This is a genomic window from Micromonospora sp. NPDC050695 (genome assembly GCF_040654415.1).
Lineage (GTDB): Bacteria > Actinomycetota > Actinomycetes > Mycobacteriales > Micromonosporaceae > Micromonospora.
The window spans coordinates 209,790-225,908 of record NZ_JBFAHZ010000003.1; the positions used below are offsets into that span (position 1 = coordinate 209,790).

Below are 16,119 nucleotides of genomic sequence, written 5' to 3' on the forward strand. Positions count from 1 at the left end.
TCCGCCAGTATTCACACCGAGCGTAATATTTCCATGGCCCGATACCGCCGGGCCGGATATCCGACAGTCGCGCCCGCCCCATCGGGCGTCCGGGCAGCTCAGCCGCCCTTGCCGATGATCGTGTCGGCGGTCTGCTGCACCTGCTCGATGGGAATGGCGAAACCGATGCCGATCGAGCCGTTGCCGTCGATCGTGGCGATCGCGGTGTTCACCCCGACCACCTCACCGCGCGCGTTCACCAGCGGGCCGCCCGAGTTGCCGGGGTTGATGGACGCGTCGGTCTGCACGGCGCTGTGCCGGTTGTTGCCCAGCCGCACCTCGCGGTCCAACGCGCTGACGATGCCGGCGGTGACCGTCCCGGACAGGCCGAGCGGCGAACCCACCGCCAGCACCGGCTCACCGACGCGGGTGGCGCCCGGCTTGGCCAGCGGCAGCGGGCTGAGCCCGGCCGACGGTGGCACCTTCAGCACCGCCAGGTCGCTGCGCGGTTCCCGGCCGACGACCTGGGCGGCGAACCGGCGGCCGTCGGGCAGCTCCACCGTCACCGGCCCGCCACCGCCCTTGGCCAGGATGTGGTCGTTGGTGATGAGGTGTTGCTGGTCGTCCACGGCGAACCCGGAACCCGTGGCGGAGGCGCCGTTCCCACCACCGGCGAGCACCGACACCACGCCGGGCACGGTCCGCTCGGCGGCGGTGACCAGTTCCGCCGGCACCGGTGCCGCGGATGCGGCGGCCGGGCCAGCGCCGCCGTCCCGGCCGGCCACCACGCCACCGGCCACGGCACCCGACACGGCGGACAGCGCCACCACCGCCAGCGCGGCGAGGAGTCGGCGCGGTCGCCGCCCGCCCGGATCCCGACCGGCCCCGGGCGCGTCCCACCACCCGCGCCCGTCCGGGTCGAGTTCCGGCGAGATGAACCAGGGACCGCGCGGTTCGCCCAGTCCGGTCTGCACTGCCATGCGTACTCCTCACGGTCGACGTCGGTTGAGCGCGGCGGTCAGGGCAGTCGGGAGAACCACCGCATCGAGCCGGCGGCGGCACCCATCGCGAACACCAGTCCGAGGCCGATGAACCGCGCCGACACGTCCTGCCGTTCGGTGCGGTAGCCGACCGAGCTGCCGATGTCGTCGTAGACGGCGCGCAGTTCGTCGGTGGTGCTGGCCTCGTGGAACATCCCGCCGGTCTCGTCGGCGACCGCCCTGAGGGTCTGCCCGTCGACCGGCACCTGGATCGGCCGCCCGCCCCGGTCCACGAACCCGGACGGGGTGCCGAAGGAGATCGCGTGCACCGGCACCTTCGCCGCGACCGCGTCCGCGGCCGCCTCCATCGGGTCCATCCCGGACGTGTTGGCCCCGTCGGAGAGCAGGATGATCCGGGCCGGCGGCGGCTCCTTCGCCGCCTGGCTGTCCAACCCCTTCACTGCGCCCAGCGAGGTGTTGATGGCCTCGCCGATCGCGGTGCCCTGCACCCCGGTGACCCCTTCGGCGAGCCGGTCGATCCCCTCGTCCAGGGCGTCCCGGTCGGTCCCCGGGGGCACCAGGACCGCGGCGCTGCCGGCGAACGCGACAAGGCCCACGTTGAACTCGTCGGGCAGCCCCTCGACGAAGCGGCGGGCCGCCTGCTTGGCCGCGGCCAGCCGGTCCGGATCCACATCGGTGGCGAGCATGGAGGTGGACACGTCGACGGCCACCATCACGGTGGCACGTTCCCGGGGCACCCGGACCTCGGCGGTGGGCCGGGCGAAGCCGACCACGAGAAGGGCCAGCATGGCCAGGAACAGGCCGGCCGGGACGTGCCGGCGCCAGGCCGGTCGCTGCGGCGCCACCCGGTCCAGCAGCCGCAGGTTGGTGAAGCGGACCGCGTAGCGGCCGCGTCGCCGCTGCACGACCAGGTACGCGACGACCAGGGCGAGAACCCCGAGGAGCAGCCAGAGACGCAGCGGCGACTGCCAGATCACGCGGCACCTCCCCGGGCCGCCCCGGCGGGCGCGGCGGCCATCCGGCGCTGGGCGTGCACGTGCCGGACGATGTCCGCGCTCCAGTCCCGGTCGGTGCGCAACGCCAGGTGGCCGGCCCCGCTGCGACGCAGCGCCTGGTGCACCTGGTCGCGTTGGGCGACGGCCGCCTCCGCGTACCGTTCCCGCAGCCCACGGTCCGATGTGCACACCTCGCGGTGCCGGCCGGTCTCCGGGTCGACCAGCGTGATGATGCCGACGTCCGGCAGCTCCAACTCGCGCGGGTCGGTCACCTCGATCGCCAGCACCTGGTGCCGCACGGCGAGCCGGCGCAGGGTCCGCTCCCACGGAGGCGGCTGGCCCGGGTCGTCGGGCAGACCGTCGAGGAAATCGGAGACCACCACGACCAGCCCCCGCCGGTTGGCGGTCCGGTGCAGCGCGTCGAGCCCGTCCACCAGTTCCGGCTGCGCCGACCGCCCGCGCCCCGACCGGTCGGCGGGCGCGGTGGCACGCGGGGCCGCCAGCAACGCGCGCAGCAGGCCCAGCAGATGGGTACGCCCGCTGCGCGCCGGAAATCGGCGTACCCCGTCGGCGCTCAACACCTGCGCGCCGAGGCGGTTGCCGACACCGGCCGTCAGGAAACCGATCGCCGCGACCGCGGCCACGGCCAGTTCGCGCTTGTCCAGCTCGGCGGTGCCGAACTCCATGCTGGCGCTGGCGTCGACCAGCAGCCAGGTGGTCAGTTCCCGGTCGGCGTCGACCTGCCGGACGTGCGGCACCGCGGTCCGGGCGGTCACCGCCCAGTCCATCCGGCGAACCTCGTCCTCGCCGGGCCGGTACTCCCGGCTGCCGGCCGGTTCGCTGCCCGGGCCGGGCAGCAGACCGCGGTACTGGCCGTGCAGGAGGCCGTTCAGCCGGCGGGTGACGGTCAACTCCAGGCGACGCAGCCGCTGATCCGGTGCCAGCTCGACCAGTCCGGGGTCGGCCGGCACGGCGACACTCGCGCGTCTCATGCCGTCGCCAGGTCGGGGGTCTGCTGCGGGTGTCCGTTCGCCAGCCGGGGCGGTGGCACCGCCTCGACGAGTCGCCGGACCACGCTCTCGGCCGACACTCCGTCGGCCACCGCGTCGAAGGAGAGCACCAGCCGGTGGGCGAGCACGTCGACGGCCAGTTCGCGGATGTCCTCGGGCAGCACGTACTCCCGCCCGCGCAACAGCGCCTGGGCCCGGGCGGCCGCGACCAGGCCGAGGGTGGCCCGCGGGCTGGCACCGTACGCGAGCATCGGCGCGATCTCCGCCAGTCCGAACCGGCCCGGGTCACGCGTGGCGAGGATGAGCCGGACCACGTACTCGGCCAGGGCGTGGTGGACGAAGATCCGTTCCGCTCGGGCCTGCAGGTCGAGCAGCCGTTGCGCGTCGAGCACTCGGCGCGGGGTCGGCCGGTCGGTGCTCATCCGGTAGAGGATCGCCAGCTCGTCGGCGTCACTGGGGTAGTCGACCACCACCTTCATGAGGAACCGGTCGCGTTGCGCCTCGGGGAGTTGGTAGACCCCCTCGGATTCGATCGGGTTCTGGGTGGCCAGCACCAGGAACGGCGCCGGGACCGGCCAGCTGCGCCCGCCGATCGAGACCTGCCGCTCGGCCATGGCCTCCAGCAACGCCGACTGGACCTTGGCCGGGGCACGGTTGATCTCGTCGGCCAGTACCAGGTTGGCCATGATCGGGCCCAGCTCGATGTCGAAGGTCTCCTTCGAGGCCCGGTAGATCCGGGTGCCGACGATGTCCGAGGGCACCAGGTCCGGCGTGAACTGGATCCGGGCGAAGGTGCCGCCGACCACGGTGGCCAGGGTCTGCGCGGCGAGCGTCTTGGCCACGCCGGGCACCCCCTCCAGGAGGCAGTGCCCATTGGCGACCAGTGCGGTGAGCAGGCGTTCGACGAGCCGATCCTGCCCGACGATCACGCGTTTGACCTCGAAGAGGGTCTGTTCCAGCTCGACGCCGGTCGGTTCCTGATCGACCGGGCTGGGCATGCTGGCCAGGGTGTCCGAGATGTCCGTCACGGTGCTTGCTTCCCGTGGCGGGGGGCCGGCAAACGTCGGATTGTGAGCGCCGGACGGGTCCGTTGCGGGCCGGACGGGGATGCACCGCCCGGACGGGGGACGACCGGCACGAGCCGGTCAGCAGGGACACGACGGACACGAGTCGGTCAAGGACCGGCGGGCCAACCAGGCACGAGTCGGTCGACGACCCGACGGGCCGACCAGGCGCTAGCCGGTCGACGACCCGGCGGGTCGGCCTCGGCCTACGGTGAGCGGGCACGGGTGCGGCCCCCGCGTACGAGACGCGGGGGCCGGGCCCTACTCCGTCAGGGAGTGTGGGTGAGCAGGGTGAAGCCCAGGTCGGCCGGGGTGCCGGACGAGTTGCGGGTCTGGATGAAGACCGCGTTGGGCGTGCTCAGCCGCGGGGCGACCGAGACCTCTCCGGCCGGCGGGATGCAGCAGGAGTCGGAGCGGGAGATGGTCGCCAGGAAGGCGCCGGCCGACACGGTGTAGCCGAACTGCACCTCGTACTGTCCGGGGCCGTACTTGAGCACGGTGCCGGTGCCGCGGGCCTTGGTGCCGTTGGAGTTGACGACCGTGTAGACGGTGGTGGCGACCAGGGTGGTGGCCCCACCGGCCTTCAGCGCGGCCTGCGCCTTACGCGCCGACTCGGCCGTCACCGGCGGCTGGTTGTCCACGCGCTTCGCCGTCGGCTGGACAGCCTGCTGCGGCGCCTTCGCCGAGGGCTGGGCAACAGCGATCCCGCCCCCGGCTAGGGTCAGCGCCAGGACGGCGAACGTGACCGCCGCCGCCTTACGTCGGAAGGATGTGTTCATGACAGGTCCCCCTTGTGTGACCGTGCGAATTCGGCCGACCCGCGGGGCGGGACGGATGATTGCCTGAAAATAGGTTTACGACGGATAAAGGAAGTGGATTCCTCGACGATCCACATCCCGCCTGAGCTGGGGTTACTACTCAGAGTTGCGTCGTTTAGACCAGATGGAACGTAGCACCATAAAAAGCCGGGCGTCAATAGTTGATCACAATTTAGTGAGCTGTCGGTCAGCCGTCAGTCAATTGTGAAAGGTGAGCGCACCACCATTCATGAAATGCGTCGACCGCTCCCACTAGGCTGACCGCCATGATCGTCGACACCTCGACCGCGCCGCTCCGACGCCCCCTCCGGCGGGTCGGCACCGTCCTCAGCTGGTTGGCGGTCGGACCGGTGGCCGCCTGGGCCGCGATCCGGATCGCCGGCCTCGACCGGGGGCCGCTGGTGCAGGCACTCGCCTTCACCCCGTACGTTGCGGGATGGAGCGTGCTGGCCCTCGCCCTCGCGGTCGCCCTGCGGCGCTGGTGGTCGGCGGCGGTCGCGGCACTGGCCGCCGTGGCGCTGCTCGGCGTGGTCGCGCCCCGGGCGCTGGCCGCCCCGCAACCGGCGGCGACCGGCCCCACCGTCCGACTGCTCACGGCCAACCTACTCGCCGGCGCCGGGGACGCCCGGACCCTCGTCGACCTGGTCCGCACACACCACGTCGACGTGCTCACCGTGCAGGAGTTCACCCCGGACGCGCAGGCCGCCCTGGACCGGCTCGGCCTCGACCGACTACTCCCCCACCGGCAGCTCAACCCCCAGGACGGCACCCCCGGGTCGGGGCTCTACGCACGCTGGCCGATCAGCGGTGCCGGCATCCGGAACAACCGTGGCGGCTGGGGCTTCAGCCAGGCGTACGGCACGCTGGCCGTCCCCGGCGCACCTCCGGTTCGCGTCGAGTCGGCCCACCCCTCGGCACCGTACGCAGTGGATCAGGTCGACGCCTGGCGGGCCGACCTGACCGCCCAGCCACCGGCCACCCCGGATGGGGAACTGCGAATCCTCGCCGGGGACTTCAACTCCACTCTCGACCACAGTCCGCTGCGCGCCCTGCTGCGCACCGGCTACGTCGACGCCGCCGACGCCACCGGTGAGGGACTGACCGGCACCTGGGGCCCGTACGACGGCGATCTCATCCCCCCGGTCACGATCGACCACGTGCTTGTCGACCGCCGCATCGCCGTCCGCGCGCTCAGCGTGCACACCCTCCCCAACAGCGACCACCGCCCAGTCCTCACCACCCTCACTCTCCCCACCCCTCGCGATCTTGCACTTCCTGCCCGCGCATAAGCCGTGAATCAACGACAGAAGGTGCAAGATCGCGAAGGCTGTCAGACGCGGGTGGGGGCTAGGCCGTAGGTCAGGGCGTCCACCAGGGCGTGCCAGCTTGCCTCCACCACGTTGGGGTGGACGCCTACCGTGGTCCAGTCGCGGCCGGTGCCGTTGGCCGTTTCCAGCAGGACCCGGGTGACCGCGCCGGTGCCGTGGTTGCCCTCCAGGATGCGCACCTTGTAGTCGGCCAGCTCGAAGTCACGCAACTGTGGATAGTGCCGGGCCAGCCCCACCCGCAGCGCCTCGTCCAGGGCGTTGACCGGGCCGTTGCCCTCGGCGGTGGCGATCACGCGTTCGCCGCGTACGCGGATCTTCACGGTCGCCTCGGAGACCACGGCCCCGTCCTCGCGGTGTTCGACGAGCACCCGGTACGACTCCAGGGTGAAGGGTCGGGCCGGGCCGCCCTCCGGCAGTTCGGAGCGGACGAGCAGCTCGAACGAGGCGTCGGCGGCCTCGAAGGACCAGCCATCGGCCTCCAGTTCCTTGATCCGCTTGGTGACCCGGGTCAGCGCCTCCGGACGGCCGGCCAGGTCCAGGCCGAGCTCACGGCTCTTGAGCTCGACGCTGGCCCGGCCGGCCATCTCGGTTACCAGGATCCGCATATCGTTGCCCACCACCGACGGGTCCACGTGGTTGTAGAGCAACGGGTCGACCTTGATCGCGCTCGCGTGCAGCCCCGCCTTGTGAGCGAATGCTGCGGCCCCGGCGTACGCCTGGTGGGTGTCGGGGGCGATGTTGGCGATCTCGGCGATGGCGTGCGAGACCCGCACCATCTGTTCCAGGCAGCCGTCCGGTAGGACGGGCATACCCAGCTTGAGTTGGAGGTTGGCGGCGACGGCGAAGATGTCGGCGTTGCCGGGGCGTTCGCCGTACCCGTTGGCGGTGCCCTGGACGTGGCGGACGCCCGCTTCGACGGCGGCGATCGTGTTGGCCACGGCGCATGCGGTGTCGTTCTGGGCGTGCATACCGAACACTGCGGGGTCGATCCCGAGCCGGTTGGTGAGGTCGAGGATCACGGCGGTCACCTGGGACGGCAGCATGCCGCCGTTGGTGTCGCAGAGCACCATGCGTTCGGCGCCGGCGGCGAGCGCGGTCTGCACCACGGAGGCGCCGTACGCCGGGTCGTGCCGGTAGCCGTCGAAGAAGTGTTCGCCGTCGACGAAGACCCGCCGCCCTTCACGGACAAGGTGGGTGACGGTGTCGTGGATCATCGCGAGGTTCTCCGCGCCGGAGGTGCGCAGCGCACGCTCGACGTGCCGGATGTCGGCCTTGGCGACCAGGGCGACCGCCGGGGTCTGCGCGTCCAGGAGGCCGCGCACCTGGGGGTCGTCGGCGACCGCGACGCCGGCCTTGCGGGTGGCGCCGAACGCGACGAGTACGGCGTGCCGCAGGGTCAGCTCGGTGCGCGCCCGCCGGAAGAACTCGGTGTCCTTGGGCACCGCTCCCGGCCAGCCGCCCTCGATGAAGCCGACGCCGAACTCGTCGAGCAGCCGGGCCACCGCCAGCTTGTCGACCACCGAGTAGGTGAGCCCCTCGCGCTGGGCGCCGTCGCGCAACGTCGTGTCGTAGACCTGGAACGTCATCAGGATCCTTTCTCGGAGCAACAAAAAGACCTCCCGCGGATGCGGGAGGTCTGCGCGCTCGGCGGAGGGGAGAGCCGGCGCGCTAGGTCGCAATAATCAGGTCGGTGCTGGTCACGACGGCTACTCTGCCACCCCTTCCCCGCTTTTGGGAGATACTGCCCACATGCCGGGACGGTGACTGAGGGTTCGTTCATTCAGAACCGTCACTCGTGATCGGCTTCACAAGCCATCAGGCCGCGCACCGGCAGGAGCAGCCATGCGGCAGCATCTGGAACGGATCCGAGGATGGCCACCGCGCCATCCGCAAGGAGGACGCGTGCTCACCGTCAGTGACCGCTTACCTGAGCACGGACTCTTCGCCGGCGTATCGCGGGGCGCCAACAACGCGTCCGAGACGATCAACCACACGTCCCACGAGGGCACGTGGCGTCCGGTCTCCGTCGGGCCGGTGGAGCGCGCCTCCATCAGCCCGGCGGAGGCCGTCGACCGGGACGCACAGCTCCTCGGCAGCGGGGTCTGAACCATGGGCCTCGGCGCGATCAGGGCGGCCCTTCCGGAGTACGCCCGGGACATCCGACTCAACCTCGACTCCACCATCGGCACCTCGGCGCTGAGCGCGGTGCAGGCGTGGGGCACGGCGCTGGCCTGCGCGGTCGCCGCCCGCAACCCGGTGGTGCTCCGCGAGATCGCCGCCGAGGCGCTCGGTCACCTCGGACCGGAGGGCGTCGAGGCCGCCAAGGGTGCCGCCGCCATCATGGCGATGAACAACATCTACTACCGGGCCACGCACCTCATCGGCGACGACCAGTACGCCTCGATGCCGGCCCGACTGCGGATGCAGATCACCGCGAGGCCGGGCGTGGACAAGGGCGACTTCAAGCTGTGGTGCCTCGCCGTGTCGGCGATCAACGGCTGCGGGATCTGCCTCGAGACGCACGAGAAGAGGCTGCGTGCCACCGGCTTCACCCCGGAGCAGATCCACGAGGCGCTGCGCATCTCCGCCGTCGTGCACGCGGCCGCGGTCACGCTCGACGCCGAGGCCGCGCTGACCTGACGCGCGCGTACGCCCGCTGGTCGCCGTTTCCGGGCCGCTACGGCCGGGTAGCTCCTGCGGGGACGCACCGCACCCACCGCCGCCGAGGTGATCGGCGACAGTCAGGAGTGAACGGCATGGACAGGATCGACCCGCACGCCGCCCACGCCGGGCCGGACCCGCTGCGTGGCGGCGACCAGGGCACCGTCCCCGGCGGAGCGCCGGCCGGGGCCTTCGACCCCTGGCGCTACCGCGACCAGGCCGGGGTGGCCGACGCCGACCTGGTCGGTTACAAGGTCGAGGCGACCGACGGTGGGATCGGCAAGATCGACAGCGCCAGCCACGAGGTGGGTGGCAGCTACCTGGTGGTGGACACCGGTCCGTGGATCTTCGGCAAGAAGGTGATGCTGCCGGCCGGCACGGTCAACCAGGTCGACCACGACCAGCGCACCGTCTCCGTCGACCGGACCCGCGACCAGATCAAGGCCGCTCCGGAGTACGACGAGACCAGCCACAGCGACCCGGCCTACCGGGACCAGTTGGGCGGCTACTACGACGAGACGTACGGGGCACTCCCGCCCGGAACGGCCCGATAGTCGATCGGACCGACGGCCGGTGGGGGTAAAGCCGCGCCGGCCGTTACCGTGTCACCGTGGACGCCATCGACGACAACCGACACATCCCGCTGCCCGCGACCTTCAACTTCCGCGACGTCGGTGGCTATGTCGGCCACGACGGCCGCACCGTACGCCGGGGCCGGCTCTACCGGTCCGACTCCCTGCACCGCCTCGACGAGCAGGACCGCGACGCGTTCGCCGCGATCGGCATCCGCACCGTCATCGACCTTCGCCGCCCCACCGAGGTGCAGCGCGACGGTCGGGTGCCGGCGTACCAGGGGCTGGTCTACCGGCACATCCACCCGGAGCACACGGACTGGGCCGAGACGCCGCACGAGGAGGGCGCCAGCCTGGCCCGCTACCTTGCGGACCGCTACGCCGACCTGGCACAGACCGGCACCGCCGGACTGGCCGAGGCGGTCGGGCTGATCGCCGACTCCACCAACGCCCCGGTGGTGGTGCACTGCGTCGCCGGCAAGGACCGCACCGGCATCGTGTGCGCGCTGACCCTCGCCGTGCTGGGCGTCGACGATGCCGACATCGCCGCGGACTACGCGCTGAGCAGCGAGGCGTCCGCCCGGTTCAGTGCCTGGCTGGCCGAGACCACGCCCGGCGGGGCGGACGTGCCGGCGCCGTTCCTGGCCTCGCCCGCCGAGGCGATGCAGATCTTCCTGGACGAGCTGCGCGCGGGGCACGGCTCGATCGAGGCGTACCTGCGGCACGCCGGGGTGACCGACGCGCAGCTCGCGGCCCTGCGCGAGCATCTGCTCGACGAGGCTTAGACCGCCGCGCTGACCGGCCCGTCCGTCCGGGACGGGCCGGTCAGCGGCGGACGTCAGAGGACCTGGTGCACCCAGCCGTGCGGGTCGGCGGCCTTGCCCCGCTGGATGTCGACCAGCTGCTGGCGCAGCGACATGGTCACCCGGCCGGGCTCGCCGCCGCCGATGAGGAACTCGCCGTCGGGGAATCGGACGCCGCCGATCGGGGTGATCACGGCGGCAGTGCCGCAGGCGAAGACCTCGCGGAGCCGGCCGCTGGCCGCGTCGGCCTGCCAGTCGGCGAACGTGACCGGCCGCTCCTCGACCCGGTGCCCGGCCTCGCCGGCCAGCGTCATGATCGCGTCGCGGGTGATGCCCGGCAGGATCGTGCCGGTCAGCGGCGGGGTGACCACCGAGTCGTCGTCGTAGACGAAGAAGACGTTCATGCCGCCCAGCTCGTCGACGAAGCGGCGCTCCACCGCGTCCAGGAAGACCACCTGGTCGCAGCCGGCCTCGATGGCCTCGGCCTGAGCGGCGAGGGACGCGGCGTAGTTGCCGCCGCACTTGGCCGCCCCGGTGCCGCCGGGCGCGGCCCGGGTGTAGTCCGGGGAGACCCACACGGTCACCGGCTTGACCCCGCCGGTGAAGTACGCCCCGACCGGCGAGGCGATCACCATGTACAGGTATTCGTTGGCCGGGCGGACGCCGAGGAAGACCTCGCTGGCGAACATGAACGGCCGCAGGTAGAGGCTGCCGTCCTCGCCGGTCGGGATCCACTCCCGGTCGATCTCGATGAGCTTGTGCAGCGAGTCGACGAAGACCTCGGGCGGCAGCGCCGGCATCGCCATCCGCTGCGCCGACGTGACGAACCGGGCGGCGTTGGCGTCCGGCCGGAACATGGTCACGCCCCCGTCGGCGGTCCGGTACGCCTTCAGCCCCTCGAAGATCTCCTGCGCGTAGTGCAGAACCGCGCTGGCCGGGTCCATCGGGATCGGCCCCCGCGCCTCCACCCGGGCGTCGTACCAGCCCTTGCCGTCGGCGTACCGGACGGTGACCATGTGGTCGGTGAACACGCGGCCGAACCCGGGGTTGGCCAGCAGGGCGGCCCGGTCGGCGGCCGATACCGGCGCGGGATTCGGACGGATCTCGAAGTCGAGCTTGTCACCACCGCTCATCGCGCTGACCTCCCTGCGGGACAACGGCATGCGGGATCGCACACCGACATGGCTGTGCCAGAAACTTACCCCGAACGGTCGTTCAGCGGGTAGCGCCGCTCGGGCGGGCCATGCCCGGCCCGGCCGACACCTGGTCGTCGAGGGCCGGGGCGGTCAGGCTACGGCGTGGGCGGCGAGCCGGTCGCCGACCTCGGTGGTGCGCAACGATACGCCCGGCGTCCGGCCGGCCAGCTCGGCGGCGACCGCCGCATTGACCCGGGCCGCGGCGTCGACGTGCCCGAGCTGCTCCAGCAGCAGCGCGACGGAGAGCACCGCGGCGACCGGGTCGGCGACGCCCTGACCGGCGATGTCCGGCGCGGAGCCGTGCACCGGCTCGAACATCGAGGGGTACGCCCCCTCGGGGTTGATGCAGCCACTGGCGGCCAGCCCGATACCGCCGGTGACGGCGGCGGCGATGTCGGTGAGGATGTCGCCGAAGAGGTTGTCGGTGACCACCACGTCGTAGCGCTGGGGCTGGGTGACCAGGAACATCGCGGCGGCGTCGACGTGCTGGTACTCGGTGGCGACGTCCGGGTGCTCGGCGGCCACCGCGTCGAAGGTGCGCGCCCACAGCGACCCGGCGTGGGTGAGCACGTTGGTCTTGTGCACCAGCGTGACCTTGCGGCGCTCCCGGCGACCGGCCCGGGCGAACGCGTCGCGGATCACCCGCTCGACGCCGTGCCGGGTGTTCAGGCTCTCCTCGGTGGCGACCTCGGCGGGGGTGTCGCGGTGCAGCGAACCGCCCGCGCCCGCGTAGAGGCCCTCGGTGCCCTCGCGGACCACGACCAGGTCGACCTCGCCCGGCTTGACGTTGCCGAGCGGGCCGGCGACGCCGGGCCAGAGCCGCGACGGGCGCAGGTTGACGTACTGGTCGAAGGCGAACCGGAGCTTGAGCAGCAGTCCGCGCTCCAGCACGCCCGGCGGGACGGTCGGGTCACCGACCGCGCCGAGCAGGATCGCGTCGTGCCCGGCGAGCTCGGCCAGGACCGAGTCGGGCAGCACCTCTCCGGTACGGTGCCAGCGGGCGGCGCCGAGGTCGTACTCGGTGGCCTGCACGCCGGGCAGCACCGCGTCGAGAACCTTGCGGGCCTGCGCGACCACCTCAGGCCCGATGCCGTCTCCGGCCACCACCGCGATCCGCGCCACGCCCGCACTCCCTACGCTTCGACTGCCCGTCCGGCAACGGTACGTCCCTGTCTCGCCTCCCGGTACGATGCTTCCAATATTTGGGAATCCCGGATGCACAGCACCCTCTCAGCCAAGACTCATGGGGCGATCATCTCCGCTGCCTAGGGTGAGGGTCGGCGGGTCACGGGGGCCCGCGAACGGGCGTCGCGACGACGCGGCGCCAACTGCGAGGGGGCAGATGCCGATGCGCATCGACGAGCAGCCGCGGACCCGCTGGCCGGACCCGTCAGCGTTCCGCAACCGTCGACCGGACCTCCGGCTCGGCGGCCGGCGGCACCGGATCGACCCGGCCGGCGCCACCCCGGGCCGGATCGCCGTCCGGCACACCGTACGCACCGGCACCGCCGAGTACACCCTGATCCTCAACGCCCCCGGATGGCTCGGCCACCGGGGCGTCGGCGAGGCTCTGCGGGACAGCGTCGCCGAGTTGCGTGCCATCGACCTCACCTACGGCCCGAACCGACCGGAGAGCCTGGTCTCGCGGCTGCGCCGAGGTGAGATCAGCCCCGACTCGTACCCCCCGCTGGCCGACCTGGTGGACCGCTGCGCCGCGATGCGCGCGGCCACCGACGGATGGTTCGACGCCTGGGCGGTCCCCGGTGGCTTCGATCCGGGTGGGCTGCTCGGCGGCTGGGCCGTGGAACGCGCCGCCGAGCGGCTCCGCGCCGCCGGCGTCCACGACTACGCCGTGCTCACCGGCGCCGACCTGGTGGTCCGCGGCCACGCACCGCACGGCGGACCGTGGCGGGTGGCCGTCCACCACCCGACGGCGCCCGAGCGCGCGCCGCTGGTGCTGGAGATGACCGCCGGCGCGGTCGGCACCTCCGGCGTGACCGGGCGGCAGGGGCACGTGGTGGACCCGCACACCGGCGAGCCGGCCAACCAACTCGTCGCCGCCACCGTCGTCGGGCCTGACCTGACGGTCGCCGACGCCTACGCCACCGCGCTGTACGCGGCCGGCAGCACCGGGCTCACGTGGTTCCGGGGAAACTCCGACTACCGCGCGCTCTTCGCCCACCGGCGCTGAGCCCCACGTCGCCACACGAGCGCCGTCTCCCCGCGGCGCTCCGGCCATGACCGGCGCTCGGGCGGGTCGGGGATCGCGGCCACACCTCGGCCGGCCGGTCGGGCCTTGCGATCGGCCCCCACAGCCTCGGCAACGGCCGTGGGGGCCGATCAGCGACGAGTGCGCGTGGCTCGCACAATCGAGGGGTGCGGACCGGTCGGGGCCGGACGTCGACCGCGCCACCCGAAGACGGGCCGGTGCCGCGAACTCGGCCAGTGACCGCAGTCGTACGCTAGCGAATCGACGCAACTCGACGCAAGAGTCTCCACAGCGGACCGTCCCGGACGGAGTGTGGCGGATCAGCGATTGGCCTGCGGCGAGGCAGTTTCGACATGGTGAACGGCGGATGGCACGCTGTCCGCCGTGAGTTTCGATCTGAGTGTGTGGGCCCTGGAGGACGGGGCGACGCCCGAGGACGTGCGGGCAGCGGTCGAGGGTTGCCGGCAGGGGCGGCACGTGGACCGTTACCCGGACCCGCGAGTGGTCGCCTTCTACCGGGCGATCACCGCCTCCTACCCGGACCGGCACCCCGGCCCGGACAGCCCGTGGGCCGTGGCACCACTGCACGCCGCCCACGACCACGTCGAGCTGAACCTGCATCCGACCTGTGCGGACCAGGTGCTGCTGGACATCGAGCGGCTGGCCGGCGAACACGGGCTGATGCTCTTCGACCCGCAGGACGGCTCGGTCTACCCGCCGCCGGCCCGGATGCCCGGCTGAGCGGACCCGGGCGGCGGGACACCCCACCCCGGGTGCGACAAGGGGCCCAGCGGATCGCCGGGCCCCCCGTGGTGCTGCCGTGTGACTACTCGTCGCGCAGGTCCGCCGCGCTGGCCGCCGTCGCGCCGATCGACTCGGCGGCGGAGGTGAGCAGGTCGGCGCCGAGCGCCTGGTCGACGGTCAGCGTCATCAGCGTCTCACCGCCCGCCTCGCGCCGGGCCACCTGCATGGCGGCGATGTTGATGCCCGACTCGCCGAGCAGGGTGCCGACGGTGCCGACGACGCCCGGCCGGTCGGCGTAGCGGAGGAAGAGCAGGATGCCCTCCGCGCCGATCTCCACGTCGAAGCCGTCCACCTCGGTCAGCTTGAGCACGTCGCGGGCACCCGAGTGGGTGACCGTGCCGGAGACGCTGACCGTCCGGCCGTCCGGCAGCGCGCCGCGCACCGTGACCAGGGTGGGCTGCTCCGCCGTCTCGGCGAGGCTGGCCAGGGTGACCTCGACGCCACGCTCGGCGGCCAGGTGCGGCGCGTTGACGTAGGTGACCTGCTCCTCGACCACCGAGCTGAACAGGCCCTTCGTCGCGGCGAGCTTGAGCACCGACACGTCGTGCGCGACGATCTCACCGCGGACCTCGACCGTGACGCTCGCGGCGACGCCGCCGGCGACGGCGGTGAACGCCCGACCGAGCTTCTCGGCCAGCGGCAGCAGCGGGCGTACGTCCTCGGCGACGACACCGCCGGCCTGCACGTTTACCGCGTCCGGAACGAACTCGCCCTGCAGCGCGAGCTTGACGCTCTTCGCCACGGCGAGACCGGCCTTGTCCTGCGCCTCATTGGTGGAGGCACCCAGGTGCGGGGTGGCCACCACGTTGTCGAAGGCGAACAGCGGCGAGGACGTGCAGGGCTCCTTGCCGTACACGTCCACGCCCGCGCCGGCGACCCGGCCCTCGGCGATGGCGTTGGCGAGCGCCTGCTCGTCGACGAGGCCGCCGCGGGCGGCGTTGACGATGCGCACGCCCGGCTTGACGATCGCCAGTTCCTTCTCACCGATCAGGCCCACCGTCTCGGGGGTCTTCGGCAGGTGGATGGAGATGAAGTCGCTCTCCCGCAGCAGCTCCTCCAGCCCGACGAGACGGACGCCGAGCTGCGCGGCCCGCGCCGGCTGGATGTACGGGTCGTACGCGATCAGCCGGGTGCCGAACGCGGCGATGCGGGACGCGAAGAGCACGCCGATGCGGCCGAGCCCGACCACACCGACGGTCTTGCCCTGCACCTCGACGCCCGTGTACTTGGACCGCTTCCACTCCCCCGCCTTGAGCGCGGCGCTGGCGCTCGCGGTGTTGCGGGCCACGGCGAGCAGCAGCGCGACGGCCTGCTCGGCGGCGGAGACGATGTTCGAGGTGGGTGCGTTGACGACCATGACGCCACGGGCGGTGGCGGCCGGCACCTCGACGTTGTCCAGCCCGACGCCCGCGCGGGCGACCACCTTGAGCCGCGGCGCGGCGGCGATCGCCTCGGCGTCGATCTGGGTCGCGCTGCGCACGATGACGGCGTCGGCCTCGGAGAGCGCCGAGAGCAGGGCCGGACGGTCGGTGCCGTCGACGTGACGGACGTCGAAGTCGTGGGCGAGCACCTCGATGGCGGCGGGGGCGAGTTCTTCGGCGATCAGTACGACAGGATTCATCGGTCCTCGTAGAGGTCGTGTTTGCGATCGGCTCGGGCGGTGAGGCGCCGCACTGCGC

At 72.4% G+C, this 16,119-nt stretch carries 16 protein-coding genes; 7 read left to right on the forward strand and 9 right to left on the reverse strand.

Annotated elements, in window-relative coordinates; translation table 11 throughout:
* Positions 1–98 precede the first annotated feature (98 nt).
* From AB0H52_RS03770 to AB0H52_RS03790, 5 genes are all read right to left on the reverse strand, one after another.
* Positions 99–959 (reverse strand): trypsin-like peptidase domain-containing protein, encoded by an 861-nt coding sequence (locus AB0H52_RS03770; protein WP_151492552.1) that lies wholly within the window; start codon positions 957–959, stop codon positions 99–101.
* Between the two features lie 38 nt (positions 960–997).
* Positions 998–1,957 (reverse strand): VWA domain-containing protein, encoded by a 960-nt coding sequence (locus AB0H52_RS03775; protein WP_151492554.1) that lies wholly within the window; start codon positions 1,955–1,957, stop codon positions 998–1,000.
* Positions 1,954–2,946, reverse strand: coding sequence for a DUF58 domain-containing protein (locus AB0H52_RS03780; RefSeq protein ID WP_192580465.1), 993 nt, complete (start codon positions 2,944–2,946; stop codon positions 1,954–1,956). Before AB0H52_RS03780 ends, AB0H52_RS03775 begins: the two co-directional genes overlap by 4 nt.
* A gap of 17 nt (positions 2,947–2,963) precedes the next feature.
* A complete protein-coding gene (locus AB0H52_RS03785; RefSeq protein ID WP_151492557.1) occupies positions 2,964–4,013 on the reverse strand; it encodes a MoxR family ATPase in 1,050 nt (349 codons plus the stop codon).
* A 305-nt stretch (positions 4,014–4,318) separates the two neighbouring features.
* Positions 4,319–4,828 carry a hypothetical protein gene (locus AB0H52_RS03790; protein WP_151493043.1) on the reverse strand — a complete coding sequence of 170 codons (510 nt, stop codon included), beginning with the start codon at positions 4,826–4,828 and terminating at the stop codon, positions 4,319–4,321.
* A gap of 305 nt (positions 4,829–5,133) precedes the next feature.
* Here AB0H52_RS03790 and AB0H52_RS03795 point away from each other — a divergent pair, with 305 nt between their 5' ends.
* A complete protein-coding gene (locus tag AB0H52_RS03795) occupies positions 5,134–6,156 on the forward strand; it encodes an endonuclease/exonuclease/phosphatase family protein (protein ID WP_357945045.1) in 1,023 nt (340 codons plus the stop codon).
* 41 nt (positions 6,157–6,197) lie between these two features.
* On the opposite strand, the gene cimA is transcribed toward AB0H52_RS03795, so the two are convergent.
* Entirely contained in the window at positions 6,198–7,781 is a 1,584-nt protein-coding gene (gene cimA / locus AB0H52_RS03800; RefSeq protein WP_357945047.1) for a citramalate synthase, read from the reverse strand.
* 316 nt (positions 7,782–8,097) lie between these two features.
* On the opposite strand from cimA, the gene AB0H52_RS03805 reads away from it, so the two are divergent.
* From AB0H52_RS03805 to AB0H52_RS03820, 4 genes are all read left to right on the forward strand, one after another.
* Complete coding sequence (locus tag AB0H52_RS03805; RefSeq protein WP_151493040.1) at positions 8,098–8,301, forward strand: hypothetical protein; 204 nt, start codon at positions 8,098–8,100, stop codon at positions 8,299–8,301.
* A gap of 3 nt (positions 8,302–8,304) precedes the next feature.
* The gene (locus tag AB0H52_RS03810; protein WP_151493039.1) at positions 8,305–8,835 is read left to right on the forward strand and encodes a carboxymuconolactone decarboxylase family protein; all 531 of its coding nucleotides are present in this window, start codon (positions 8,305–8,307) and stop codon (positions 8,833–8,835) included.
* 116 nt (positions 8,836–8,951) lie between these two features.
* Positions 8,952–9,410 (forward strand): PRC-barrel domain containing protein, encoded by a 459-nt coding sequence (locus AB0H52_RS03815; protein WP_151493038.1) that lies wholly within the window; start codon positions 8,952–8,954, stop codon positions 9,408–9,410.
* 56 nt (positions 9,411–9,466) lie between these two features.
* Positions 9,467–10,213, forward strand: a complete 747-nt coding sequence (locus AB0H52_RS03820) for a tyrosine-protein phosphatase (protein WP_357945052.1) — start codon at positions 9,467–9,469, stop codon at positions 10,211–10,213.
* A 53-nt stretch (positions 10,214–10,266) separates the two neighbouring features.
* Here the strand turns inward: AB0H52_RS03820 and AB0H52_RS03825 are convergent, their stop codons facing one another.
* Both AB0H52_RS03825 and AB0H52_RS03830 read right to left on the reverse strand, forming a co-directional pair.
* The gene (locus tag AB0H52_RS03825; RefSeq protein ID WP_151490565.1) at positions 10,267–11,364 is read right to left on the reverse strand and encodes a branched-chain amino acid aminotransferase; all 1,098 of its coding nucleotides are present in this window, start codon (positions 11,362–11,364) and stop codon (positions 10,267–10,269) included.
* 153 nt (positions 11,365–11,517) lie between these two features.
* The gene (locus tag AB0H52_RS03830) at positions 11,518–12,549 is read right to left on the reverse strand and encodes a 3-isopropylmalate dehydrogenase (protein WP_357945055.1); all 1,032 of its coding nucleotides are present in this window, start codon (positions 12,547–12,549) and stop codon (positions 11,518–11,520) included.
* A 220-nt stretch (positions 12,550–12,769) separates the two neighbouring features.
* On the opposite strand from AB0H52_RS03830, the gene AB0H52_RS03835 reads away from it, so the two are divergent.
* Positions 12,770–13,618, forward strand: coding sequence for an FAD:protein FMN transferase (locus AB0H52_RS03835; RefSeq protein ID WP_151490563.1), 849 nt, complete (start codon positions 12,770–12,772; stop codon positions 13,616–13,618).
* A gap of 402 nt (positions 13,619–14,020) precedes the next feature.
* Positions 14,021–14,377 (forward strand): hypothetical protein, encoded by a 357-nt coding sequence (locus AB0H52_RS03840; RefSeq protein ID WP_151490562.1) that lies wholly within the window; start codon positions 14,021–14,023, stop codon positions 14,375–14,377.
* An 85-nt stretch (positions 14,378–14,462) separates the two neighbouring features.
* On the opposite strand, the gene serA is transcribed toward AB0H52_RS03840, so the two are convergent.
* Positions 14,463–16,061 carry a phosphoglycerate dehydrogenase gene (gene serA / locus AB0H52_RS03845; RefSeq protein WP_151490561.1) on the reverse strand — a complete coding sequence of 533 codons (1,599 nt, stop codon included), beginning with the start codon at positions 16,059–16,061 and terminating at the stop codon, positions 14,463–14,465.
* Between the last annotated feature and the right edge of the window lie 58 nt (positions 16,062–16,119).

Bases quoted from the DNA above. Each gene is read 5' to 3' on its own strand.
- AB0H52_RS03770 (WP_151492552.1), bottom strand. From the start codon at position 959: ATGGCAGTGCAGACCGGACTGGGCGAACCGCGCGGTCCCTGGTTCATC.
- AB0H52_RS03790 (WP_151493043.1), bottom strand. From the start codon at position 4,828: ATGAACACATCCTTCCGACGTAAGGCGGCGGCGGTCACGTTCGCCGTC.
- AB0H52_RS03795 (WP_357945045.1), top strand. From the start codon at position 5,134: ATGATCGTCGACACCTCGACCGCGCCGCTCCGACGCCCCCTCCGGCGG.
- cimA (WP_357945047.1), bottom strand. From the start codon at position 7,781: ATGACGTTCCAGGTCTACGACACGACGTTGCGCGACGGCGCCCAGCGC.
- AB0H52_RS03810 (WP_151493039.1), top strand. From the start codon at position 8,305: ATGGGCCTCGGCGCGATCAGGGCGGCCCTTCCGGAGTACGCCCGGGAC.
- AB0H52_RS03815 (WP_151493038.1), top strand. From the start codon at position 8,952: ATGGACAGGATCGACCCGCACGCCGCCCACGCCGGGCCGGACCCGCTG.
- AB0H52_RS03825 (WP_151490565.1), bottom strand. From the start codon at position 11,364: ATGAGCGGTGGTGACAAGCTCGACTTCGAGATCCGTCCGAATCCCGCG.
- AB0H52_RS03835 (WP_151490563.1), top strand. From the start codon at position 12,770: ATGCCGATGCGCATCGACGAGCAGCCGCGGACCCGCTGGCCGGACCCG.
- serA (WP_151490561.1), bottom strand. From the start codon at position 16,061: ATGAATCCTGTCGTACTGATCGCCGAAGAACTCGCCCCCGCCGCCATC.